The sequence below is a fragment of the Enterobacter sp. 200527-13 genome (genome assembly GCF_027924865.1).
Classification (GTDB): domain Bacteria; phylum Pseudomonadota; class Gammaproteobacteria; order Enterobacterales; family Enterobacteriaceae; genus Enterobacter; species Enterobacter ludwigii.
In genome coordinates this window covers 138,700-160,651 of sequence record NZ_BSCM01000001.1, presented here as the reverse complement: position 1 = coordinate 160,651, position 21,952 = coordinate 138,700, and the positions used below count along the sequence as shown (strand labels likewise).

The following is a 21,952-nucleotide window of genomic DNA, read 5'->3' as shown; positions in this document are numbered from 1 at the left end:
ACACAGCGTCGCCATGAAAACATGTGAGCGCTTCGCAGAATTAAACAACCCGCTCCGGCTGGGGGGCCTTCTCAACGCGCGGCTTATAACGGAACAGAGGCAAGCAGATCTGGATAAGCGGGCCAATGGTCAGCGCATACGCGACGGTGCCTATCCCGAACGTTCCGCCCAGCATGCACCCAATCAGCAGCACGGACACTTCAATCGAGGTACGCACGCTGCGGATGGACCATCCCATACGGGCATGGATCCCGGTCATGAGACCGTCGCGCGGGCCCGCCCCGAAACCGGCACCGATATACATACCGGTGGCTATCGCGTTCACGACAATTCCGGCCACCAGCAGCGCGATACGCAGGGGCAGCGAGGTCACCTCGGGGATCAGGGCCATGGAGGCATCTGCCGCCAGGCCAATAATAATCACGTTACTGAGGGTTCCCAGACCAGGCATCTGACGCAGTGGGATCCACAGCAGGAGTACCGCCGCACCGGTTAAAATAATCACCATCCCAATGCTCAACCCCAGCTGGATTGCCACGCCCAGGTGGAAGACGTCCCACGGGTCGAGCCCCAGATCCGAACGAATAAACATCGTGGTTGAAAGCCCATACAGCCCTAAACCGACATACAGTTGTAGCAGACGACGTACCATTTTTTATCTTCTCCAGTGAACCAGGCTTTCATCTTGAGCGAAAATGGCATTATGATTAATGTCCAGTTTTCAAATAGTGGACTGCACATGTCATCTCGCCGCTTCGGAAGCCAGTCATTGGTACGCCTGTTAGGCCATTGGCAACAAACCTCGTCCCGGACCCCGCTCTGGCGTCAGCTGGCGGATGCGTTACGCCTGTTAATTCTTGATGGCCGACTGGCGCTTAACACCCGTCTACCCGGCGAGCGGGAGCTGGCCACTGCGCTGGATGTGAGCCGGACCACCATCAGCAGCGCACTCGCCCATCTGCGTGAGGAAGGTTATCTTGAAAGCCGCCACGGCAGCGGTTCACGCGTGATCCTGCCCGACACACGCGCCGTGCCGACCCTTTCAGCAGCCAGTGCCGCGCTGGATCTCTCCACCGCGGCGCTCAATGCCGGGCCTGAGATCCACCAGGCCTATACCCATGCGCTCACGGCCATTACGCAACATCTCTCGCTTACGGGTTACGATCAGCTTGGGTTGCCGGCGCTGCGGGAAGCCATCGCCGCACGCTATACCGCGCGGGGGCTTCCGACCCGGACAGACGAGGTGATGGTGGTCAATGGCGCGGTCAGCGGTTTTGCGCTGGTCCTGCGGATGATGACCGGTCCGGGGGATCGCGTCGTGGTCGATCATCCCACTTACCCGCTGGCGATCGCCGCTATTCAGGGAGCGCAGTGCCGTCCAGTGGGCGTGTCGCTGCCGGAAACGGGCTGGGATACCCATGGGTTTGCCGCAACGCTTGCCCAGACAGCGCCGCGCCTGGCATACCTGATGCCCGATTTTCATAACCCTACCGGGCGATGCATGGATATTCCCACCCGTCAGGCAATCACCGAGATTGCTGCGCAAACCCGCACGACGCTGGTAGTAGATGAAACGATGGTGGATCTGTGGTTTGACTCGCCCCCGCCGCCGCCGCTGGCGTCATTTAACCCACAGGCCACCGTGATAACGTTAGGCTCTGCCGGAAAAAGTTTCTGGGGCGGCCTTCGTCTTGGCTGGATCCGTGCCTCCTCGCGCACCATCGCTACGCTTGCCCAGACGCGGGATACACTGGATTTAGGATCGCCCATGCTCGAACAGCTGGCGACGCTGTGGCTTATCAATAACAGCGAAACGTTTTTGCCTGCTCGCCGGAAGATGCTGGCGGAACGACGAGACCAATGCGGCGCGCTGTTGCGCGAGCACTTCCCTGAATGGACATTCCATGAAGCGGAAGGCGGGCTTTCCTACTGGATTGAACTGCCGGGGATGCTGGCAACACAGCTTGCTGCACGCGCAGAGATACTGGGAATCAACCTGGGGACCGGCACGCGGTTTGGTTTATCGGGTGCGTTTGATCGGTATTTACGTATGCCCTTTTCACTCGATCCGGCTGAGCTTGAACAGGCGTTACTGAGAATAAAACCCTTGTGGCTCGCCCTGAATAAAAACGTGCCATCAATAAAAAGAAGTCTGGTTTGATATAAAAAATTTGAAGTGGATCATAAAATAAAAACTGCTGACTGTCACAGATACAGTCAGCAGTTTTCACCATTCAAGATTTAGTGCTGAGGAGGAATAGGAAAACCTTTCAGTGAAATAACGAAATTTTCACCGTCTTTCTTTATTTTTGCGCCGGTATCACACCAGTCAGACGCAATACGAAAGAACTCATCACTTCCTACATTCCAGCCAAGACGTACATGCTTCACGTAGCCTGAACGCAACAGATCGCAGGCCTCGTTGTAGTCACTGGCAGTTGACAGTTGTTGTTTCATTTTCTCTTCTTAAGAATTTTACGTAGAGCCTTGATTTCTTTAGGAGTAAATGGAGAAACACTCTCTTCTTCCGTATGCTGGTTATCAATATCCTCTTCCGATACTCCCGCCTCTTCTACCGCTTCGAATGCCAGCAGCAGCAGTTTCTCTGTCGTCACGCTTAAATTCTCGTTATTAACTTCAGCATAGTGGCGAAGTCTTTCTTTTAGCGCTTGATCAATCTTAACGTTTAACACCGCAGTAGCCATGTTTGTCACTTCCCTTCGGAATAAGTATTTTATTTAATACACGAACTTACCAATGTTATCCAGATATATATTTTTAAGTTATGACAGAAAAAAGACATCCGATATTAAAATGACAGTCTATTATTACAGGTTTATGACAGTAATATTTCAATGCAATGAAATATATATTACATGCGTCAGTAAAGTCCTAATAACGTTGTGGATTAAAGGCTATTCGAAGCGAAGAGAAACAGGGAGAGTGCTGGTGAGAGCAGAAATGGGTGGGGGCCCTGCCAGCTACATCCCGGCACACACGTCGTCTGCCCTGGCTGCTTCCTTCCGGACCTGACCTGGTGAACAGAGTAGCGTTGCGGGAGAACCAACAGAGCCCCCATTGAGAGCGTTGATAACCAACGCGCTGGCGCATTATCCCTGTGCTTACCGCCAATTGCAAGCGACCTGCAACTGGATGCTGGTTTCTTGCGCAAACTGGCGCAGCAATTGGGTTTATCTTCGTTTAACATGACTGTCCAGACATTCCCCACAGGTAGACGTATGGACGAACATGACTCCTTTCCACAACGCGTATGGCAAATTGTGGCCTCTGTGCCGGAAGGTTATGTCACCACCTATGGCGACGTAGCGCGTCTGGCCGGTTCTCCGCGTGCGGCGCGGCAGGTCGGTGGCGTACTGAAAAGGTTGCCGGAAGGAAGTACCCTGCCCTGGCATCGGGTGGTAAATCGTCATGGGGCGATCTCGTTGACCGGGCCGGATCTGCAGCGCCAGCGTCAGGCGTTACTGTCAGAAGGGGTGCAGGTGTCGGGGTCAGGACAGATTGATTTGCAAAAGTACCGCTGGGTGTATTAAACCCTCTCCCGAAGGAGAGGGTTTAAAGCGTTACATCTGAGTCGGAGGGGTTGGCAGAGACGGTTGGTTAGTCTGTGGCGCAACCGGCACTTCGGTTTGCTGTACCGGAACCAGGTTCAGGTCAACTTTTGTCCCGCCGTGGTTAATCGCTTCCTGCACCGTATCGGTGATAAACACCAGTTTATCGTTGATCGTTACTGCTGCGCTCAGGAGGATACGGGCATTAGGCTGCACGTCTGATGGGTTATACGGCAACACGAAGCTAAACGGTGCCTGCTTACCTTCCGTACGCACGGCACGCTGGGCCAATACTTTAGACGGCGCGTCTGCCAGGGAAGCATCAGACAGGGTTACCGTTAATACCGCATCTGGCGGTAACGCGACTTTCTGTTTAATCCAGATAGTCCCGGAAACGTTAGGCTGCTGAATGGACTGCTGTGAGAGTGTATTAATCCCGTTTGGATCTGCTGCTGGCACCGGCACCTGGGCGCTCTTTCCTGCACAGGCGGACAACGCCACCGCAATTGCTACACCACTTAGCATGGGCACGAGTTTCATTGAAGTCTCCTTATCATCAATGCACCAGCGGGATCGATCCCATCCGATGTCGTTTCAATCACATAACACAGGTAAGTTTGGCACAGATCACTGATTTATGCCTAAAATCGTCCAGATATTCAGATTATTCTACCCATCGGACCACTTTCATTTCTGCGTTATACTCTGCCTATCTTTCGCTACGGCGTTTATTGAGGACAACTATGAGTCAGGCACTGAACAATCTGCTGACATTACTGAATCTGGAAAAAATTGAGGAAGGACTCTTTCGCGGACAGAGCGAAGATCTCGGCTTACGCCAGGTCTTCGGCGGGCAAGTCGTAGGACAAGCGCTCTACGCAGCAAAGGAGACCGTCCCTGCAGACCGTCTGGTGCACTCATTTCACAGCTACTTCTTACGCCCTGGTGATAGCGCGAAACCCATCGTGTATGACGTTGAGGTATTGCGGGATGGCAACAGCTTTAGCGCGCGTCGTGTCGCGGCGGTTCAGAATGGCAAGCCTATCTTTTACATGACCGCCTCGTTCCAGGCGCCGGAACCGGGTTATGAGCATCAGAAAACGATGCCACCCGCGCCGTCGCCAGACGAACTCAAATCCGAGACCGATATCGCCCGTGCGCTGGCGCATCTGCTTCCACCGCAGGTAAAGGAGAAGTTTCTCTGCGATAAACCGCTTGAGATCCGCCCTGTCGAATTCCATAACCCGATGAAAGGCCACACGGCCGAGCCGAAGCGCCAGGTCTGGATCCGCGCTAACGGTACCGTACCCGCGGATTTCCGCGTTCATCAGTATCTGCTGGGTTATGCCTCAGATTTCAACTTCCTGCCGGTGGCGCTGCAGCCGCACGGCGTGGGCTTCCTTGAAAAAGGGATGCAGGTGGCCACCATCGATCACTCCATGTGGTTCCATCGTCCGTTCGACATGAACGAGTGGCTGCTCTACAGCGTGGAGAGTACTTCGGCGTCAAGCGCGCGCGGCTTTGTGCGCGGTGAGTTTTACACTCAGGATGGCGTGCTGGTCGCGTCGACGGTGCAGGAAGGGGTAATGCGTAACCGCGGGTGATGTTGTACTGCGGCCCTCTCCCGACGGGAGAGGGAACAAAACGAAAACGGCAACCCTGGGTTGCCGTTTTGCTTATCAGGCGTTGTACGCATTCTCGCCGTGGCTGTTGACGTCCAGACCTTCGCGTTCCTGCTCTTCCGGAACACGCAGACCGACGGTCATATCCGCCAGCTTATAGCCGATGAAGGCCACAACGGCAGACCACACGACGGTGATGGCGATACTTTCCAGCTGCACCAGCACCTGGTGAACCATGGTGACGCCTTCTGCGTAACCCACGCCGCCCAGCGATTTCGCCGCGAAGATACCGGTCATGATACAACCGACGATGCCGCAGACGCCGTGTACACCGAAGACATCGCACGGGTCATCGACGCGCAGAACACGTTTCAGCGCCGTCACACCCCACAGACCCGCCAGACCGGCCACCAGCCCGACAAGCAGCGCGCCGCCAACACCGACGTAGCCACAAGCTGGCGTGATACCAACCAGACCGGCAATTGCACCTGAACAGGCACCCAGCAGCGAAGGCTTACCGCGTACCGCCCATTCACCAAATACCCATGAGAGGATCGCACCCGCCGTTGCCACAACCGTGTTCACGAAGGCCAGCGCGGCGATTTCGTTTGCTGCGCTTGCTGAACCGGCGTTGAAGCCGAACCAGCCAAAGTAAAGGATCGCTGTACCGGTAAAGACCATCGGCAGGTTGTGCGGTTTGAACGCTTCTTTACCGAAGCCCACGCGTTTGCCAATCAGGTATGCTCCTACCAGGCCCGCCACCGCGGCGTTGATGTGTACAACGGTACCGCCTGCGAAGTCCAGCGCGCCATGGCTCGCCAGCAGACCGCCACCCCAGACCATGTGCGCAATCGGCACATAGGAGAGCGTCAGCCAGACCACCACGAAGATCAGGACTGCGGAGAAGCGAATACGCTCAGCCAGCGCCCCGACGATCAGCCCGACGGTGATACAGGCGAACGAGCCCTGGAAGGCAACGTGAATATATTGATAGAAACTGCCCATCAGCGCGGTCAGTTCGATGTTTTTCAGCATGACCCAGTCAAAGTTTCCGAAGAACGCATTGCCCGTGCCGAAGGCCAGAGAGTAACCGTAGACAACCCACAACACGCAAACCAGCGCGAACGTGACGGCAACCTGCGTCAGCATGGAGAGAACGTTTTTGCCACGGATCAGGCCGCCGTAGAACAGCGCAATGCCCGGAATGGACATGAACAGCACCAGCGCGGTGCTGATCATCATAAAGGCGTTATCGGCTTTGTCTGCCACCGCAGGGGCAGCCAGTGCCAGGCCCGGCAGCAGTGCCAGCGAACCCAGACCCGTTTTGATTGTTGCTATCTTCATTTTCTCGATCCCTATCACTGTGTGCCAGGAGTTACTTACAGTGCCGCTTCGTCAGATTCGCCGGTACGGATGCGAATGACGCGCTGCAATTCGGCAACGAAAATTTTGCCGTCGCCAATTTTGCCGGTGTAGGCCGCTTTGCTAATGACATCAATAACTTCATCAAGCTGGTCATCAGCAATCGCGACATCAATTTTTACTTTTGGCAGGAAGTTAACGCTGTATTCTGCCCCGCGGTAAAGCTCGGCATGACCCTTCTGACGACCAAAGCCTTTCACTTCGGTGACAGTCAGTCCCTGAATACCCATGGAAGACAATGCTTCACGCACGTCTTCGAGTTTGAATGGTTTGATTACAACCGTAACCAGCTTCATAGATCCCCTCCAGTCAGAATTCGGTAATGGCCGCCGCTAATACGCAGAAGACATTGCAAGGGGTGTGCCAGAAATGAAAACCTGAGGGAAACGCGCTGCAATGAGCATTACACGAGCTTGTTTAACGAACCGGTGAAAAAAAACGCACCATGACAGTGCACGGTGCGTTTCAGTTTTGCACCAACAGTAATGACTGTTAGCGCGCTGCCTTGTTTTGGTGCATCAGGCGCTGAGGGACTCGTCCTCACGCACGCTGGCGGCCAGCTCTTCACCGGCCAGCTGCAGTTGATACATCTGCCAGTAGCGCCCTTTTGCTTCGAGCAGCTCCCGGTGCGTACCGCGTTCGACGGCCTGACCGCGATGCAGCACCAGGATGGTGTCTGCGTCGACAATCGTTGAAAGACGGTGTGCGATAACCACCAGTGTCGTGTGATCACGCACCGCGGCCAGCGCCAGCTGGATAGCCTGCTCAGTACCAGAGTCGATGCTGGCGGTTGCTTCGTCGAGTATCAGCACCTGCGGCGTTTCAATCAGCACCCGCGCCAGGGCCAGAAGCTGCTTTTGTCCCACCGAGAGGTTATTCCCCTGCTCACCAAGCCGGGTATTGATCCCATCGCTAAAGCCGCGCGCCAGCTCTGCCAGCTGCACGGTTTCCAGCACATCCCACACCTGTTGCTGGGTATAATCCCGCCCCAGGGTGACGTTGGCGTAAAACGTATCGGCCATGACCACCGGGTCTTGCTGCACCATTGCAACGCCTTTGCGCAACACATTGTGGCTCAGTGATGCGAGCGGACGACCATCAATGCGGATTTCACCCTGACTGACCGGGTAATAGCCCATCAACAGGCTGGCGAGGGTACTTTTGCCGCTGCCGGTATGTCCCACCAGCGCCACAAAGCCGCGCGACGGCACATCAAGAGAGATGTCCTGCAACACCAGACGGTCTTCACGGTAAGCAAACGAGACCTTATCAAACGTAATCTCTCCGCTTTGCAAAGGACGCTCATCATCGCCGTAAGTCTGACGTGGCCGGTCCATCAGTTCGAACACGCGCTCCCCCGCCACCACGGCCTGTTGCAACATAGACTGCTGGGTGGTGAGTTCTATCAACGGTTCATTAAGGCGTCCCAGATAGCTGATAAAAGCGTACAGAACCCCAACTTCAATTGTTCCGTTCGCGCTCATCCCGAAAAGCATCAGCAGGCCACAGAGAACCAGCGCCGAGAAGAGGCTCAGCAGCGGTCGCAGCAGGAAACCGTCCAGTCGCAGCGTCTGCATACGCGCCATATAGTGCGACCGGCTGGCTTCCCCCATGCGTTCACCAAAGCGAGCCTGCTGGCGGAACTGCTGAATGACGCTCATGCCGTTGATCACTTCGTTGAAGCCATCGTTGATATCGGCCAGATAGGCCCGCACCCGACGCACAATCGGCGTGCTGTAGCGTTGATAGATGACCATTACAATCAATACGGCCGGGAAGATGGTGATCGCCACCAGAGCCATACGCCAGTTGAGGCTGAACATCGCCACCAGCATGGCGCCAATCAACGCCGCGCTGCGCAGCACGGTTGCCACGACGGTGACATACAGATCGCGGATCACCTCGGTATCGTTGGTCACCCGGGATATCACCTGCCCAACCGGCTGGGTATCAAACTCGCTCAACGGCTGGCGCAGCGCCGCATCCATCACATCCGTACGTAACTTCTGCACCACGCCCACGGCCGCCCGGTTAAAGAGCAGAGACTGGGCGTAATGCAGTGACGCCGCCGTCAGCTGTAGCCCAACGTAGGCCACACCTAACCCCGCGACAAGCCCCAGCGGCAAATAGCTTTTCGCCACCATATTGTCGATAAAGTAGCTGATGAGCAGCGGACCGCTCACTTCTGCAATCGCGGCAATCCACAGCAACAGTACGGCAAGCGAAAGCGGTTTTCGCCACGGAGAACCATAGGCCAGCAGGCGTTTTAGCGTCGGCCACTGCGTCACGGTCTTACGCATTAGCGTTCTCCTCATCCTGTTCCGGGGCGTCGTCCAGCGCCGCTTCAAGCTGCTGATAACGATACATATCGCGATACCAGCCCGGTTGCTCCGCAAGCTGTTCATGCTGTCCGCGCTGGGCAATATGCCCGTGCTGTAATACCAGAATTTCATTGGCTTCCGTCAGCGCCGACAACCGGTGTGCACTGATGATCACCGTCCTTCCATCCCCCCACTGTCGCAGGTTATGCAGGATCTGGTGCTCGGTGCGGCCATCGACGGCGGAGAGCGCATCATCAAGGATCAGGATTTCGGCATTCAGCAGCAGCGCGCGGGCAATCGAGAGACGCTGTTTTTGCCCGCCGGAAAGCATAACGCCACGCTCACCCACTTCCGTTTCATAGCCCTGTGGCAGACGCAGAATATCGTCATGGACGCTGGCCAGGCGCGCGACGTGCTCAATCTCTTCCTGAGTCGCCGCCGGGCGTCCGAGGGCAATGTTATTCGCCACGGTGTCAGAAAAGAGAAACGGCGTCTGGCTGACCACCGCCAGACGACCGCGCCAGTCATCGAGCAGCAGGTTCGTCAACGGAATATCATGGAAGCGAATATCGCCCTGCGTGACGTCAAAGTGACGTTGAATCAGGGAGAGTACGGTACTTTTCCCGGCGCCTGTCGGACCGCAGATACCGAGCATCTGACCCGGTTTGAGCGTAAAGCTGACGTTCTCCAGTACCGTATGTTCCGTTTGCGGATACACAAACTTACGGACGTCGACATTCATCACGCCGCGCCCGTCCGGTACCGATTCGCTACCGTCATTCACCACTGGCGCTTCGGCAAGCATCGCGCGAATACGGCTGTAGGCGGCGCTGCCGCGCTCTACGATGTTAAACATCCAGGCCAGTGCCAGCATCGGCCATATCATCAGCCCCAGGTACATGGCAAAGCTGGTCAATTGCCCGAGGGTTAGCGAGCCCTGCACCACCATCCAGCTCCCGCCACCAATGGCCAGCAGGTTTGCCATGCCAATCGCGACATAGATTGTCGGGTCAAACCGCGCATCGATACGCGCAACGCGCATGTTCTTCGCCCCCGTGTCGGCGGCATCGGCTGCAAACAGCGCGGATTGTCGATCTTCCAGGCCAAACGCTTTGATCATGCGGATGCTGGTCATGCTCTCCTGCGTACGGTCATTCAGCGAGGAAAACGCCGCCTGCGCCAGCTTGAAGCGCTCATGAAGCTGTTCGCCATAGCGGTTGATCGCCAGCGCCATCAGCGGCATAGGCAGCAACGCCAGCAGCGTGAGCTGCCAGCTTATCTGGGTGGACATCACAATCAGAACCGCACAGCCCATCACCAGAGAGTCCACCAGCGTTAACACCCCTTCCCCGGCGGCAAACACGACGCGGTCAACGTCATTGGTGGCGCGAGCGATAAGATCCCCGGTGCGATGACGCAGGTAGAACTCGGGATGCTGGCGGCTCAGCTGACGATAAAAATCTTCACGCAATTCGACGGCCAGCTGATAGGACGCGCCAAACAGCAGTACCCGCCAGACGTAGCGCAGCAGATAGACAATGATGGCCGTCAGCACCAGCGTGCCGACCCACATCAACACCCGTGCGGTGGTGTAATGCTGTTCTGTAACGCCATCCACCACGTATCCCACCACTTTCGGTGGAATTAACTGCAGGATGGCAATGATAATAAGCAGGGCCACAGCGCCGAGGTAGCGTTGCCACTCCCGACGAAAGTACCAGCTTAATTGGGCAAATAATCGCACGCGGTTTGTTCCTGAAGGTATGGATCCGGCTACGCCGGGAAGTTATTCAATTAATCAATGGGTAGTGCTGTGGTGTATTTAATCTGTTCCATGGCGAAGCTCGAGGTGACGTCCGACAAGCCCGGTACGCTGTTCACCAGCCGCTTGTAAAAATCATCATAACGCTTCATGTCTGCCACCTGGACGCGCATCAGATAGTCATACTCTCCCGCCATGCGCCAGAAACCGAGCACCTCCGGCATCTCGGAGACCTGTGTTACGAAGCGGCTGTACCACTCGCTGCTGTGATGTTGGGTTTTTATCAGGACAAATGCCGTCAACCCAAGCCCCAGTTTTTCGGGATCTAAAAGTGCGACTCGCCCCAGAAGGATGCCGTCATCTTCAAGCTTCTTGAGGCGCTTCCAGCACGGCGTGGTGGTCAGATTAACGGCATCTGCCAGTGCCTGCAAAGAGAGGGTACAGTCACTTTGCAGTAAAGAAAGCAGCTTACGGTCTATTTTATCTAGCATACCCACCTCACAGAGAAAAATTTTCTCCTTTCATTCTATTTTAAAGGCCATATAGCAACAATTTTTTCTGTGCTTTTCGCTATGCTGGGCACAAAATGACAAACGGATAAATACGATGAATAGCGCCTGGGTTAAACATGCCATCAGCGAAATCAATGCCGACTATCAGCGATCGGCGGACACCCATCTCATTCGCCTGGCTATGCCGGGTTTTGCTGGCATCCAGCTGTACCTAAAAGATGAAAGCACCCATCCCACCGGTAGCCTGAAGCATCGCCTGGCGCGTTCGCTCTTTTTATACGGTTTGTGTAACGGCTGGATTAAGGAGGGAACCACGATTATTGAATCCTCCTCCGGTTCAACCGCCGTATCCGAAGCCTACTTTGCCCGCCTGCTGGGCCTGCCGTTTATCGCCGTGATGCCCTCCTGCACCGCGAAACGAAAAATTGAGCAGATCGAATTTTACGGTGGACGCTGCCACTTTGTAGAAAGCGCCTGCGAAATTTACGCCGCGTCTGAAATGCTGGCCCGTGAGCTGAATGGCCACTATATGGACCAGTTCACCTTTGCGGAGCGAGCCACAGACTGGCGCGGCAATAACAACATTGCCGACAGTATTTTCCGCCAGATGACCCACGAACCTCACCCTGTTCCGTCGTACATCGTGATGAGCGCCGGTACTGGCGGCACCTCAGCCACCCTGGGGCGTTACATCCGCTGTCAGGGCTATGATACGCAGCTGATGGTGGTGGATCCGCAGAACTCGGTGTTCCTGGACTACTGGCAAAGCCGCAATGCGGATCTGCGCAGCCCGGTGGGCAGTAAGATTGAAGGTATTGGCCGCCCGCGCGTGGAGCCTTCATTCATTCCGGACGTGGTGGATGAAATGCTCCGCGTGCCGGATGCCGCCAGCGTGGCAACGGCGCACTGGCTGGAGACACAGATTGGCCGTAAAGTCGGTGCTTCTACCGGCACCAACATGTGGGGAGCCCTGCAGCTTGCGGCTCGCATGCGTGAAGAGGGGCGCAGCGGCTCTATCATCACCCTGCTCTGCGACAGCGGCGAGCGCTATCTTGAGACCTATTACAATGCGCAGTGGGTTCAGGCAAACATCGGCGATATTGAGCCGTGGAAAGCGCAGATTACGCAGCTGGTGAAATAAAAAAAAGCCAGACCGGGGTCTGGCTTGCTGGAAGGGTCTCACTATTCGGGGGAATATGGGAGGTTGTTGTTGTCCAGCCAATGCGTCAAAAAATGAGACACTGCTTCATTACCGCAGTGCCCGATAACCGGTAGATGGGGAAGCTCTGCCTTTAATTGCGGCATCGCATTTCCCATGATCAGACCGCGACCAACGCTGCCCAGCATTTCGCGGTCGTTCATGGCGTCGCCAAACGCCATACATTCCTGCATCGTTAAGCCCAGGTGATCGCTCAGTACCGCCAGCGCCGATCCTTTATTACACCCAACCGGCAAAACCTCGAGACAGTCCACCGCTGAAAAGGTCAGGTGCGCCCGGTTGCCTAACGCGTCATTCAGCTGAATGCGTAAGCGACAAAGATCGTCATGATCGCCGCAGAAACAGATCTTCGTCACCGCGTGAGCCGGAATACGGCGCAGATCGATAAGCTGATAGCGGAAACCACTGTAGACATGGGCGTGCAGCAATGCCGGAATGTCATGCCCGGTAAACCAGCCGTTATCGTTGAAGACATGAACGCTAGCCCGGGTGTCCCAGGTGCTGTGCAGTACGATATCTGCCACTTCCGGGTTGAGATCCTGACGGTGGAGAACATCGCCTTCGACAGAGTGAATGCGCGTCCCATTGCCGGTAATAAGAAAAGCATCCAGGGAAAATGCCCCCAGCAAATGGCGCATCTCCAGCACATGACGGCCGGTGGCAAACGTCAGGGTGACATCACGTTCATGCAGGCGCTTCAGGGTACTCAGGGTTTTCTCACCCAGACGGTGATCCGGCATTAACAACGTACCGTCCATATCAAACGCAGCGAGACGAGCCATGATTACTCCTGAAATGTGATGCGGTTAACTTGTGCATCAGTATTGCGTGAGATATACGGAAGTAATAGTGAATAGATGATAATTATTGTTCAGGGTTTCTCATGCGCCAGCTTAACCGACTCAACCAGTACCACCGTTTGTGGCAGCCTTCCGCTGGCGCGACGCAGCAGGCCACCATCAGCGAGCTGGCCGCCCGCTGTTTTTGTAGCGAACGGCATGTCCGTACATTACTGCGTCAGGCGCAGGAGGCGGGCTGGCTTAGCTGGCGAGCGCAGTCTGGCCGCGGTAAGCGTGGGGAGCTAACTTTCCACGTCACCCCGGAGTCACTGCGCAATGCGATGATGGAAGAGGCGCTGAAGCGTGGGCAGCAGCATAACGCGCTTGAGCTGGCCCAGCTGGCACCGGAGGAGCTGCGGTCACTGCTTCATCCGTTTTTAGGCGGCCATTGGCAAAACGATACGCCGACGCTGCGCATTCCCTATTACCGCTCGCTGGATCCACTGCATCCCGGCTTTTTACCCGGTCGGGCGGAACAGCATCTGGCAGGACAGGTCTTTTCCGGGCTGACGCGTTTTCACGGTAACAGCAGCGAACCGACGGGCGATCTTGCCCATCACTGGGACGTGTCGGAGGACGGGCTGCGCTGGCATTTTTATATTCGCTCCACGCTTCACTGGCATAACGGTGATAAAGTCGAAACGGTCCAGTTACAGGAGAGTCTGAATGCGATGTTGACGCTCCCGGCCATGCACAGGCTTTTTCAGAGCGTGCTGCGCATTGAAGTTACCCATCCGCAGTGTCTGACGTTTATTTTACACAAGCCCGACTACTGGCTGGCACATCGACTGGCAACCTATTGCAGCCGTGTGGCGCACCCGGCACAACCGATGACAGGCAGCGGACCTTTCAGGCTCACCGCGTATAAGCCGGACCTGGTTCGTCTGGAAAGCCATGAGCAGTATCACCTTAGCCACCCGCTACTGAAGGCCATCGAGTTCTGGATCACCCCTCAGCTATTTGATCAGGGGCTTGGAACCAGCTGCCGGCATCCGGTACAAATCGCTATCGGGGAGCCTGACGAACTGACCCGTTTGCGGCTGGTGAGTAACAGCATCAGCCTGGGGTTTTGCTACCTCACGCTGAAGCGCAGCCCGCGTCTTAGCGAAATACAGGCAAGACGCCTTATCAACATCATTCACCTCTCAACGCTTCTGCATACTCTTCCTCTGGATGAGGGGCTTATCACCCCAACGCAGGAGTTGCTGCCGGGCTGGCGTATTCCTGAGTGGCCGGATCTCACGGATGTCCCTTTGCCTGCGACGCTGACCCTGATTTACCATCTGCCCGTCGAGTTACATACCATGGCAAGTCAGCTAAAAGCGTATCTTTCCCGCCAGGGCTGCGCGTTAACGGTCATCTTTCACGATGCCAAAACGTGGGACGGATGTCAGCATCTTGCCGACGCGGACCTCATGATGGGAGACAGGCTGATTGGCGAAGCACCGGAATACACCCTTGAGCAGTGGCTTCGCTGCGATGCGCTATGGCCGCACCTGCTGAGCGCGCCGCAACATGCCCATCTGCAGGCGACACTGGATGCCGTTCAGACTCAGGCTGACGAGCATGCCCGGCATCGCGGGCTGAAAGCTATTTTTACCCAACTCATGGAGAGCGCGGTGCTGACGCCGTTGTTTAACTATCAGTACCAAATCAGCGCGCCCCCGGGAGTCAATGGCATACGGCTTAATACCCGCGGCTGGTTCGATTTCACCGAAGCCTGGCTCCCGGCCCCCAAATCGTGAAGAAGCTGGTCGTCGCCGTAGTCAGACGGTAACATGATGTTTTTACCGTAACTGTCGAGATGATTTATGAAACGTGCCGTCGTCGTGTTCAGCGGAGGACAAGATTCCACTACCTGCCTGGTTCAGGCGCTTCATCAGTACGATGAAGTTCACTGTGTCACTTTCGATTATGGTCAGCGACATCGCGCTGAAATCGACGTCGCCCGTGAACTGGCGCTGAAACTGGGCGCGCGCGCGCATAAGGTGCTGGACGTTACGCTGTTAAATGAACTGGCCGTCAGTAGCCTCACCCGCGACAGTATTCCCGTTCCTGACTATGAACCTGATGCCAGCGGCATTCCGAACACCTTTGTGCCAGGCCGCAACATTCTCTTCCTGACGCTGACGGCGATCTACGCCTACCAGGTGAAAGCCGAAGCGGTGATCACGGGCGTGTGTGAAACCGACTTCTCCGGGTACCCTGACTGCCGTGACGAGTTCGTGAAGGCTCTCAACCACGCCGTGAATCTGGGGATGGCAAAAGAGACGCGCTTTGAAACGCCACTGATGTGGCTTGATAAAGCGGAAACCTGGGCGCTGGCAGACTACTGGGGCAAACTGGACATGGTTCGCAGCGAAACCCTTACCTGCTACAACGGCATTAAAGGTGATGGCTGTGGCCAGTGTGCGGCCTGTAATCTACGCGCAAACGGACTGAATCACTATCTGGCCGATAAAGCGGGCGTGATGTTGGCGATGAAGAAAAAAACCGGGCTCAAATAAGCCTCTTTGACCGTGCTGGCGAACAGAATATCGACAGCACGGGTCATGAACACAACGCGCTTAGACGATCATCAACTGCAGTTTTTCCCGCAACTCCCCTTCCAGCGGCAACGCTTTCTGGGTTTTCAGATCGATACAGACAAAGGTGATCAGCGCGTCGGCAACGGCCTGGCCTTCAGGATCCAGCGTCACCGCCTGGGTTAACACGCCGCTCTTGCCGTTTAACTGTTGAAGCTGGCTGGTGATGGTCAGCACATCTCCCAGCACGGCCGGACGACGGTAGTTGATATTGATGTTGACGACCACGAACGCGATGTTGTGCGCGGTCATCCACTGAAAGCTTTCGCTGCTTTCCAGACCGTCCCAGCGCGCTTCTTCAAGAAACTCAAGATAACGGGCGTTGTTGACGTGCTGGTAAACATCGATGTGGTAGCCGCGTACTTTGATTTTTGTCTGCATAGCGCAATAGCCTTTACTGTTGTTATAGGATAAGAGGTCATGACTGGTATGACCTCTTTATCCTGGCAAAATTTTGCCGCCGTGCAAGTAATTATGTGATTACAACGTCAGGTGTGAGAGGTTGCGCTCAACCAGCGCCCCGCCCATACCGGGTACTTGCTTAAGATCGTCAACCGTTTTGAAAGGACCGTACTCTTCGCGATAGCTGACTATCGCCTGCGCTTTTTTTAGCCCTACGCCATTCATCACACGGGCGAGATCCTCTGCCGATGCCGAATTGATACTGACTCGCGTACCGTCATCATCCGCGCTTTTTCCGGCATCCGTGGCTTTCGTCTGGCCAGCTGCGGGTGCCGCTGCGTCAGACCTGGTTTGCACCGCCGGTGTTTTCGCCGCAGGTGTCGTCGCCAGCGCACCTGCGCTCATCCCGGTGGTGGCAATCGCCAGAGTAATGAACAGAGCCTTGATTCCACATTTCATGCTGTTATCTCCTTGTTTGTTGACAGCCAGGCCACAATATCCAGCGTTATAACCCGGCACAAACGGCAGATTGCAGAAATGGAAAAGGCCGCGAAAGCGGCCTTTAGTTATTGCAGAGCGTTACGAAAATATGCGAGCAAATACGTAATTATTGCTGCTGAGTCATCACGTCACCGAGCTTGATTTTGGCTTCTGTGCGCAGGTTGCTCATCATCGCTTCGAAAGCAATCTGGGCATTGTTCTGGGTAATACCCTGCACCATCGCTTTCTTCTGCTCTTCAGGCATCGTGCCTGCTTTCACGTCGTCCAGTGCGAGCAGAACGACGTTACCCTGCATATCGGTAGTGGTACCGAAGCTTGGTTTGTCCTTCGCAGGCAGGCTCAGACCGAACGCTGCCTGACTGACAGGATCCTGACCGGTACGGCTCAGCGTTTTTGGCTCACCGAAGCTCAGACCTGCCGCTTTCAGCGCATCCTGTTTACCCGCTTTCAGGTCAACCAGAATCTTCTCAGCATCCAGTTTTGCCTGCTGTTCCGCTTTGTTGTGCTTAACCTGAGCAACCACCTGATCTTTCACTTCTGCCAGCGGTTTAATCGCTTCTGGTTTGTGCTCGCTGACGCGAAGAACAAACGCACGATCGCCGTCGACGGTAATGATGTCAGAGTTGCTGCCCGGCGTGCCATTCTCGCCAACCAGACCACCGTTGAAGATGGCATCAGCAACCGGTTTGAAATTCAGCTCTTCCGGCAGGTTGTTACGACCGAACCAGCCGGTCTCAACCGCTTTCACCCCTGCAGCCTGCTCAGCACCCGCCAGAGATTCGTTGTCGTTGCTGGCAGCATCACTGACTTTCTGTTGCAGCGCGTAGTAAGCATCCAGCGCTTTTTCCTGCTTCACTTTCGCTGCGATATCATCGCGAACGTCAGCCAGCGGCTTGGTTTTCGCGGCCTCGATGTCATCCAGACGCGCCACCAGGAAACCAACGGAAGATTTAATGACACCCGACAGCTGGCCTTTATCTTTCAGACCGGCATTTTTCAGTTCGTCAGGCGTGGTGCTCTCTTCCAGCCAGCCCATATCACCGCCGTTTTTAGCAGAGATAATATCGGTGGATTTTGCTTTCGCGAGGGAGGCGAAATCAGCGCCCTTATTCAGCTCATCCAGCACGGCTTTGGCGTCTGCCTCAGTTTTGGTCTGGATCACGCTGTAGCGGTTACGCTGCGGCTGAGTGAACTGATCCTGATGCTGATCGTAATAAGACTGAATTTCCGCGTCAGAGGCTGTTTCCTGCAGCGCGGCAGCATCCAGCTTGATGTAGCTCACACGGAACTGTTCTGGAGCAACGAAGTTACTCTTGTTCTGCTCGTAATAGGCGTTAATGTCCGCGTCGCTAACCTGCTGCTTCGCCGCCAGAGCATTCACATCGATGGTCGCTTCACGTACCACGCGCTGCTGTGCAACCAGGGCTGCCAGCTCTTCCGTCTCACCTTTGAGCATGAAATCAGTGCCAACGACGGCATTGATGAGCTGTTGGGTTGTCAGTTGATTACGCAGAGCCTGAGCGTATTGATCGGCAGTCATGCCCATCTGATTAATGATGCCGTTGTAACGCGCATTGTCGAATTTGCCGTTAGACTGGAATGCCTGAGTCGATAAGATGGCTTTTTTAACCTGCTCATCGCTGATGCCCAGGCCCAGTTTTTTCGCGTATTGATCCAGCAGCGCTTCGTCGATCAGACGGTTCAGGGTCTGTTGGCGCAGGGATTTCATATACCCTTCGTTTGCCGCGAGTTCAGAGAATTGGTCGCCCAGCTGTTGCTGCATACGGTTACGTTCACCGGCAAAAGCATTCTCGAACTGACCGCGGCTGATCTCCTGGCCATTCACTTTTGCGGCATAGTTCGCGCCACCGCCGATAAGGTAACTGCTCACGCCGGTCAATATGAACGACACGATAATGATACCGAAAATAATCTTGAGCACGAGACTGTTAGCAGCCGTGCGTAAGCTGTCCATCATGGTGTAACAACACTCCGCTGTAGGTGACTGGTTACCTGACGCTAACGGAAAATCCTGCCCGTCGCGCGTAAAGGCGTATTGTGACAAGAAAACGGTGCGATTGTCAGCCCACAACTCGCATAAACTCGCACAAATCAGGCCTGGACAAACAAAAAAGGCACATCAAATGATGCGCCCTTGTACTATTCGGCTTCCCTGAGATGGGAAAGCAATCAGTTTACTGCGTCTTTCAGCGCTTTACCTGCACGGAAACCCGGCACTTTAGCGGCAGCAATGGTGATCTCTTTACCGGTCTGAGGGTTGCGGCCAGTACGGGCAGCACGCTCTTTAACAGCAAAAGTACCGAAGCCTACCAGTGCAACGTCGTCCCCAGCCTGCAGAGATTCAGTAACAGAAGCAATTAATGCATCTAACGCACGTCCAGCTGCAGCTTTAGAAATATCAGCACCAGCAGCAATTTTGTCAATCAGTTGAGATTTATTCACTGTTCTCTTCCTCTCTTTATAATTTATATCGCGCCTGAATCCTTCACAACGCGACCGCGCAGCAGTTATATCAGGCCTGCCATGACCTTACAACACCCGTTGTTGATGGCTGGCCTAATCAGCAATCTAAATTAGCTATACAAAAAAAGGCTGGCAAGTGCGAAATGACTTACCAGCCTTACTTTTATTGACGCTCTTTGCGCGAGGTCACTATTTTGCGGTTACAACCTGCATTCCGGAAGGTTCATTCTGCAGGGCGAGAGTCAGAACTTCCTCAATTCGCTTCACAGGATGAATCTGCAGATCGGCAATCACGTTGTCCGGAATCTCTTCCAGGTCGCGTTTATTTTCGTAAGGGATCAATACGGTTTTGATCCCACCACGGTGTGCCGCCAGCAGTTTTTCTTTTAACCCACCGATTGGCAGCACCTGGCCACGCAACGTGATCTCACCGGTCATTGCCACATCGGCACGCACCGGGTTGCCGGTAAGGCAGGATACCAGTGCAGTACACATGGCAATACCTGCGCTTGGGCCATCTTTCGGCGTTGCCCCTTCAGGCACGTGCACGTGGATATCGCGTTTCTCGTAGAAATCAGGGTTAATGCCCAATTTCTCTGCACGCGCGCGTACCACGGTCAGCGCGGCCTGAATCGACTCCTGCATCACTTCACCCAGAGAGCCGGTGTAGGTCAGCTTGCCTTTACCCGGGACACAGGCGGTTTCAATGGTCAGCAGATCGCCACCCACTTCCGTCCATGCCAGACCGGTGACCTGGCCCACGCGGTTTTCATTGTCCGCGCGACCATAGTCAAAGCGCTGAACGCCCAGATAGGCATGCAGGTTGTCGCCATTGATCACGATGTGTTTCAGGCTCTTATCCAGCAGCAGCTGTTTAACCGCCTTACGGCACAGTTTAGAGATTTCGCGCTCAAGGCTACGCACGCCTGCTTCACGGGTGTAGTAGCGGATGATGCCAATAATCGCGCTGTCCTCAACGGTCAGCTCGTTGGCTTTCAGCGCATTACGCTCAATCTGCTTCGGCAGCAGGTGCCGTTTCGCAATGTTCAGTTTTTCGTCTTCGGTATATCCGGAGAGACGAATCACTTCCATACGGTCCAGCAGCGGCGCCGGAATGTTCATGGAGTTCGAGGTCGCGACAAACATGACATCGCTCAGGTCGTAATCCACTTCGAGGTAGTGATCGCTGAACGCCACGTTCTGTTCTGGATCAAGAACTTCCAGCAAAGCAGACGCCGGATCGCCACGCATGTCCGAAGACATTTTGTCGATCTCATCGAGCAGGAACAGCGGGTTTTTAACGCCCACTTTTGCCATCTTCTGGATCAGTTTACCCGGCATAGAACCGATGTAGGTACGACGGTGACCGCGGATCTCCGCTTCATCGCGTACGCCACCCAGCGCCATACGGATATACTTACGTCCGGTCGCTTTGGCGATAGACTGACCCAGAGAGGTTTTCCCTACCCCCGGTGGTCCCACCAGGCACAGAATCGGGCCTTTGATTTTGTTCACACGGCTCTGGACTGCGAGGTACTCAAGAATGCGGTCTTTCACGCGCTCAAGGCCGTAGTGGTCGGTATCCAGGATCTCCTGCGCCTGACGCAGGTCTTTTTTGACCTTGCTGCGGGCATTCCAGGGAACCTGAACCATCCATTCGATATAGCCGCGCACGACGGTCGCTTCAGCCGACATTGGAGACATCATTTTCAGCTTCTGCAGTTCTGCTTCGGCTTTCTCTTTGGCCTCTTTCGGCATTTTCGCCGCGTCGATCTTACGCTTCAGCGCTTCGTTTTCGTCCGGCGCATCATCCATCTCGCCGAGCTCTTTCTGAATGGCTTTCATTTGCTCATTCAGATAGTACTCACGCTGAGATTTCTCCATCTGCTTTTTAACGCGGTTACGAATACGCTTCTCAACCTGCAGCAGATCGATTTCTGACTCCATCATCGCCATCAGATATTCCAGACGTTCGTTAACGTCGGACATCTCCAGCACGGACTGTTTGTCTGCCAGCTTCAGCGGCATGTGTGCAGCGATGGTGTCCGCCAGACGCGCAGGATCGTCGATGCTGTTCAGCGACGTCAGCACTTCTGGTGGGATTTTCTTGTTCAGCTTGATATAGCCTTCGAACTGGCTAATCGCGGTGCGCACCAGCACTTCCTGCTCGCGCTCATCCAGCTGAGGTGATTCGAGGTACTCTGCCTTGGCAGAGAAATGCTCGCCATCGTCAGACAGGGTGGTAATACGCGCACGCTGCAAGCCTTCTACCAGCACCTTAACGGTGCCGTCAGGCAGCTTCAGCATCTGCAAAATAGAGGCCACGGTCCCGACGGTGAAAAGATCGTTTACACCCGGCTCATCCGTTGATGCTTCTTTCTGCGCCACCAGCATGATTTTTTTATCATGATCCATGGCGGCTTCGAGGCAACGGATAGATTTTTCCCGCCCTACAAATAAGGGTATGACCATGTGCGGATAAACCACCACATCGCGCAACGGCAATACGGGGATTTCAATGCGTTCAGAACGCTCAGGATTCATAGAGCTCTCTCTTAGTTTAGTGTCCGCCAGGTAAACTGGTCATGTCACTGTGCTTCACATAACCATTAACATGTATCCAGTATATGGGGATGTTTCCCACACATTCAACGCCACGTATACGGAAAAATAAAAGGGGAGATAAAATCCCCCCTTTTTGATTAACTGCTTGT

Annotated in this window: 21 protein-coding genes and 1 other RNA gene; 6 read left to right on the top strand and 16 right to left on the bottom strand. The window is 54.9% G+C overall.

What is annotated here, in order from left to right; all coding sequences use genetic code 11:
- Positions 1 to 40: 40 nt before the first annotated feature.
- Positions 41 to 652 (bottom strand): YitT family protein, encoded by a 612-nt coding sequence (locus QMG44_RS00780; protein WP_014168890.1) that lies wholly within the window; start codon positions 650 to 652, stop codon positions 41 to 43.
- An 87-nt stretch (positions 653 to 739) separates the two neighbouring features.
- Between QMG44_RS00780 and QMG44_RS00775 the strand changes: the two genes are divergently transcribed.
- Positions 740 to 2,161, top strand: a complete 1,422-nt coding sequence (locus QMG44_RS00775; RefSeq protein ID WP_025204848.1) for a PLP-dependent aminotransferase family protein — start codon at positions 740 to 742, stop codon at positions 2,159 to 2,161.
- Positions 2,162 to 2,241: 80 nt separating this feature from the next.
- Here the strand turns inward: QMG44_RS00775 and QMG44_RS00770 are convergent, their stop codons facing one another.
- The 3 genes from QMG44_RS00770 to ffs all read right to left on the bottom strand — a co-directional run bounded on the left by QMG44_RS00770 (position 2,242) and on the right by ffs (position 3,069).
- Complete coding sequence (locus QMG44_RS00770; protein ID WP_014168888.1) at positions 2,242 to 2,457, bottom strand: hypothetical protein; 216 nt, start codon at positions 2,455 to 2,457, stop codon at positions 2,242 to 2,244.
- Complete coding sequence (locus QMG44_RS00765; protein ID WP_020885198.1) at positions 2,454 to 2,705, bottom strand: hypothetical protein; 252 nt, start codon at positions 2,703 to 2,705, stop codon at positions 2,454 to 2,456. Before QMG44_RS00765 ends, QMG44_RS00770 begins: the two co-directional genes overlap by 4 nt.
- Before the next feature lie 267 nt (positions 2,706 to 2,972).
- Positions 2,973 to 3,069: signal recognition particle sRNA small type (ffs, locus tag QMG44_RS00760), an RNA gene on the bottom strand.
- A gap of 170 nt (positions 3,070 to 3,239) precedes the next feature.
- On the opposite strand from ffs, the gene QMG44_RS00755 reads away from it, so the two are divergent.
- Positions 3,240 to 3,551, top strand: coding sequence for an MGMT family protein (locus QMG44_RS00755; protein ID WP_025204849.1), 312 nt, complete (start codon positions 3,240 to 3,242; stop codon positions 3,549 to 3,551).
- 30 nt (positions 3,552 to 3,581) lie between these two features.
- On the opposite strand, the gene QMG44_RS00750 is transcribed toward QMG44_RS00755, so the two are convergent.
- Positions 3,582 to 4,109 (bottom strand): YbaY family lipoprotein, encoded by a 528-nt coding sequence (locus QMG44_RS00750; protein ID WP_014168885.1) that lies wholly within the window; start codon positions 4,107 to 4,109, stop codon positions 3,582 to 3,584.
- A 203-nt stretch (positions 4,110 to 4,312) separates the two neighbouring features.
- Between QMG44_RS00750 and tesB the strand changes: the two genes are divergently transcribed.
- The gene (gene tesB, locus QMG44_RS00745) at positions 4,313 to 5,173 is read left to right on the top strand and encodes an acyl-CoA thioesterase II (RefSeq protein ID WP_047744132.1); all 861 of its coding nucleotides are present in this window, start codon (positions 4,313 to 4,315) and stop codon (positions 5,171 to 5,173) included.
- Between the two features lie 75 nt (positions 5,174 to 5,248).
- Here the strand turns inward: tesB and amtB are convergent, their stop codons facing one another.
- From amtB to QMG44_RS00720, 5 genes are all read right to left on the bottom strand, one after another.
- On the bottom strand, positions 5,249 to 6,535 hold the full coding sequence (gene amtB / locus QMG44_RS00740; protein WP_020885201.1) for an ammonium transporter AmtB: 1,287 nt from the start codon (positions 6,533 to 6,535) through the stop codon (positions 5,249 to 5,251).
- A 35-nt stretch (positions 6,536 to 6,570) separates the two neighbouring features.
- Positions 6,571 to 6,909 carry a P-II family nitrogen regulator gene (gene glnK, locus QMG44_RS00735; protein WP_008503304.1) on the bottom strand — a complete coding sequence of 113 codons (339 nt, stop codon included), beginning with the start codon at positions 6,907 to 6,909 and terminating at the stop codon, positions 6,571 to 6,573.
- Between the two features lie 222 nt (positions 6,910 to 7,131).
- A complete protein-coding gene (locus QMG44_RS00730; RefSeq protein ID WP_020885202.1) occupies positions 7,132 to 8,913 on the bottom strand; it encodes a SmdB family multidrug efflux ABC transporter permease/ATP-binding protein in 1,782 nt (593 codons plus the stop codon).
- Positions 8,906 to 10,678, bottom strand: coding sequence for a SmdA family multidrug ABC transporter permease/ATP-binding protein (locus QMG44_RS00725; protein ID WP_047955118.1), 1,773 nt, complete (start codon positions 10,676 to 10,678; stop codon positions 8,906 to 8,908). Before QMG44_RS00725 ends, QMG44_RS00730 begins: the two co-directional genes overlap by 8 nt.
- 50 nt (positions 10,679 to 10,728) lie before the next feature.
- The gene (locus QMG44_RS00720) at positions 10,729 to 11,187 is read right to left on the bottom strand and encodes an Lrp/AsnC family transcriptional regulator (RefSeq protein ID WP_020885204.1); all 459 of its coding nucleotides are present in this window, start codon (positions 11,185 to 11,187) and stop codon (positions 10,729 to 10,731) included.
- A 115-nt stretch (positions 11,188 to 11,302) separates the two neighbouring features.
- Between QMG44_RS00720 and QMG44_RS00715 the strand changes: the two genes are divergently transcribed.
- The gene (locus tag QMG44_RS00715) at positions 11,303 to 12,349 is read left to right on the top strand and encodes a PLP-dependent cysteine synthase family protein (RefSeq protein WP_086532874.1); all 1,047 of its coding nucleotides are present in this window, start codon (positions 11,303 to 11,305) and stop codon (positions 12,347 to 12,349) included.
- 41 nt (positions 12,350 to 12,390) lie between these two features.
- Here QMG44_RS00715 and cof read toward each other — a convergent pair whose 3' ends face one another.
- Positions 12,391 to 13,209 (bottom strand): HMP-PP phosphatase, encoded by an 819-nt coding sequence (gene cof, locus QMG44_RS00710; RefSeq protein ID WP_086532875.1) that lies wholly within the window; start codon positions 13,207 to 13,209, stop codon positions 12,391 to 12,393.
- Between the two features lie 101 nt (positions 13,210 to 13,310).
- Between cof and QMG44_RS00705 the strand changes: the two genes are divergently transcribed.
- Together QMG44_RS00705 and queC are read left to right on the top strand one after the other, a co-directional pair.
- Positions 13,311 to 15,011: an SgrR family transcriptional regulator gene (locus QMG44_RS00705; RefSeq protein WP_086532876.1), complete on the top strand. Its 1,701-nt coding sequence runs from the start codon at positions 13,311 to 13,313 to the stop codon at positions 15,009 to 15,011.
- A 66-nt stretch (positions 15,012 to 15,077) separates the two neighbouring features.
- Positions 15,078 to 15,773 carry a 7-cyano-7-deazaguanine synthase QueC gene (gene queC / locus QMG44_RS00700; RefSeq protein ID WP_044857055.1) on the top strand — a complete coding sequence of 232 codons (696 nt, stop codon included), beginning with the start codon at positions 15,078 to 15,080 and terminating at the stop codon, positions 15,771 to 15,773.
- 60 nt (positions 15,774 to 15,833) lie between these two features.
- On the opposite strand, the gene QMG44_RS00695 is transcribed toward queC, so the two are convergent.
- The 5 genes from QMG44_RS00695 to lon form a co-directional block, all read right to left on the bottom strand.
- The gene (locus tag QMG44_RS00695) at positions 15,834 to 16,232 is read right to left on the bottom strand and encodes a YbgC/FadM family acyl-CoA thioesterase (RefSeq protein WP_014168875.1); all 399 of its coding nucleotides are present in this window, start codon (positions 16,230 to 16,232) and stop codon (positions 15,834 to 15,836) included.
- Between the two features lie 99 nt (positions 16,233 to 16,331).
- Positions 16,332 to 16,712 (bottom strand): helix-hairpin-helix domain-containing protein, encoded by a 381-nt coding sequence (locus QMG44_RS00690; RefSeq protein ID WP_040016787.1) that lies wholly within the window; start codon positions 16,710 to 16,712, stop codon positions 16,332 to 16,334.
- A 148-nt stretch (positions 16,713 to 16,860) separates the two neighbouring features.
- Entirely contained in the window at positions 16,861 to 18,732 is a 1,872-nt protein-coding gene (gene ppiD / locus QMG44_RS00685; RefSeq protein WP_020885208.1) for a peptidylprolyl isomerase, read from the bottom strand.
- Between the two features lie 212 nt (positions 18,733 to 18,944).
- Entirely contained in the window at positions 18,945 to 19,217 is a 273-nt protein-coding gene (gene hupB, locus QMG44_RS00680; RefSeq protein ID WP_002444653.1) for a nucleoid-associated protein HU-beta, read from the bottom strand.
- Between the two features lie 210 nt (positions 19,218 to 19,427).
- Positions 19,428 to 21,782: an endopeptidase La gene (lon, locus tag QMG44_RS00675; RefSeq protein ID WP_014168872.1), complete on the bottom strand. Its 2,355-nt coding sequence runs from the start codon at positions 21,780 to 21,782 to the stop codon at positions 19,428 to 19,430.
- Between the last annotated feature and the right edge of the window lie 170 nt (positions 21,783 to 21,952).

Bases quoted from the DNA above. Each gene is read 5' to 3' on its own strand.
- QMG44_RS00780 (WP_014168890.1), bottom strand. From the start codon at position 652: ATGGTACGTCGTCTGCTACAACTGTATGTCGGTTTAGGGCTGTATGGG.
- ppiD (WP_020885208.1), bottom strand. From the start codon at position 18,732: ATGATGGACAGCTTACGCACGGCTGCTAACAGTCTCGTGCTCAAGATT.
- QMG44_RS00690 (WP_040016787.1), bottom strand. From the start codon at position 16,712: ATGAAATGTGGAATCAAGGCTCTGTTCATTACTCTGGCGATTGCCACC.
- QMG44_RS00705 (WP_086532876.1), top strand. From the start codon at position 13,311: ATGCGCCAGCTTAACCGACTCAACCAGTACCACCGTTTGTGGCAGCCT.
- QMG44_RS00750 (WP_014168885.1), bottom strand. From the start codon at position 4,109: ATGAAACTCGTGCCCATGCTAAGTGGTGTAGCAATTGCGGTGGCGTTG.
- QMG44_RS00715 (WP_086532874.1), top strand. From the start codon at position 11,303: ATGAATAGCGCCTGGGTTAAACATGCCATCAGCGAAATCAATGCCGAC.
- cof (WP_086532875.1), bottom strand. From the start codon at position 13,209: ATGGCTCGTCTCGCTGCGTTTGATATGGACGGTACGTTGTTAATGCCG.
- QMG44_RS00755 (WP_025204849.1), top strand. From the start codon at position 3,240: ATGGACGAACATGACTCCTTTCCACAACGCGTATGGCAAATTGTGGCC.
- queC (WP_044857055.1), top strand. From the start codon at position 15,078: ATGAAACGTGCCGTCGTCGTGTTCAGCGGAGGACAAGATTCCACTACC.
- glnK (WP_008503304.1), bottom strand. From the start codon at position 6,909: ATGAAGCTGGTTACGGTTGTAATCAAACCATTCAAACTCGAAGACGTG.
- QMG44_RS00775 (WP_025204848.1), top strand. From the start codon at position 740: ATGTCATCTCGCCGCTTCGGAAGCCAGTCATTGGTACGCCTGTTAGGC.
- amtB (WP_020885201.1), bottom strand. From the start codon at position 6,535: ATGAAGATAGCAACAATCAAAACGGGTCTGGGTTCGCTGGCACTGCTG.
- QMG44_RS00695 (WP_014168875.1), bottom strand. From the start codon at position 16,232: ATGCAGACAAAAATCAAAGTACGCGGCTACCACATCGATGTTTACCAG.
- QMG44_RS00765 (WP_020885198.1), bottom strand. From the start codon at position 2,705: ATGGCTACTGCGGTGTTAAACGTTAAGATTGATCAAGCGCTAAAAGAA.
- QMG44_RS00720 (WP_020885204.1), bottom strand. From the start codon at position 11,187: ATGCTAGATAAAATAGACCGTAAGCTGCTTTCTTTACTGCAAAGTGAC.
- QMG44_RS00730 (WP_020885202.1), bottom strand. From the start codon at position 8,913: ATGCGTAAGACCGTGACGCAGTGGCCGACGCTAAAACGCCTGCTGGCC.
- QMG44_RS00770 (WP_014168888.1), bottom strand. From the start codon at position 2,457: ATGAAACAACAACTGTCAACTGCCAGTGACTACAACGAGGCCTGCGAT.
- tesB (WP_047744132.1), top strand. From the start codon at position 4,313: ATGAGTCAGGCACTGAACAATCTGCTGACATTACTGAATCTGGAAAAA.
- lon (WP_014168872.1), bottom strand. From the start codon at position 21,782: ATGAATCCTGAGCGTTCTGAACGCATTGAAATCCCCGTATTGCCGTTG.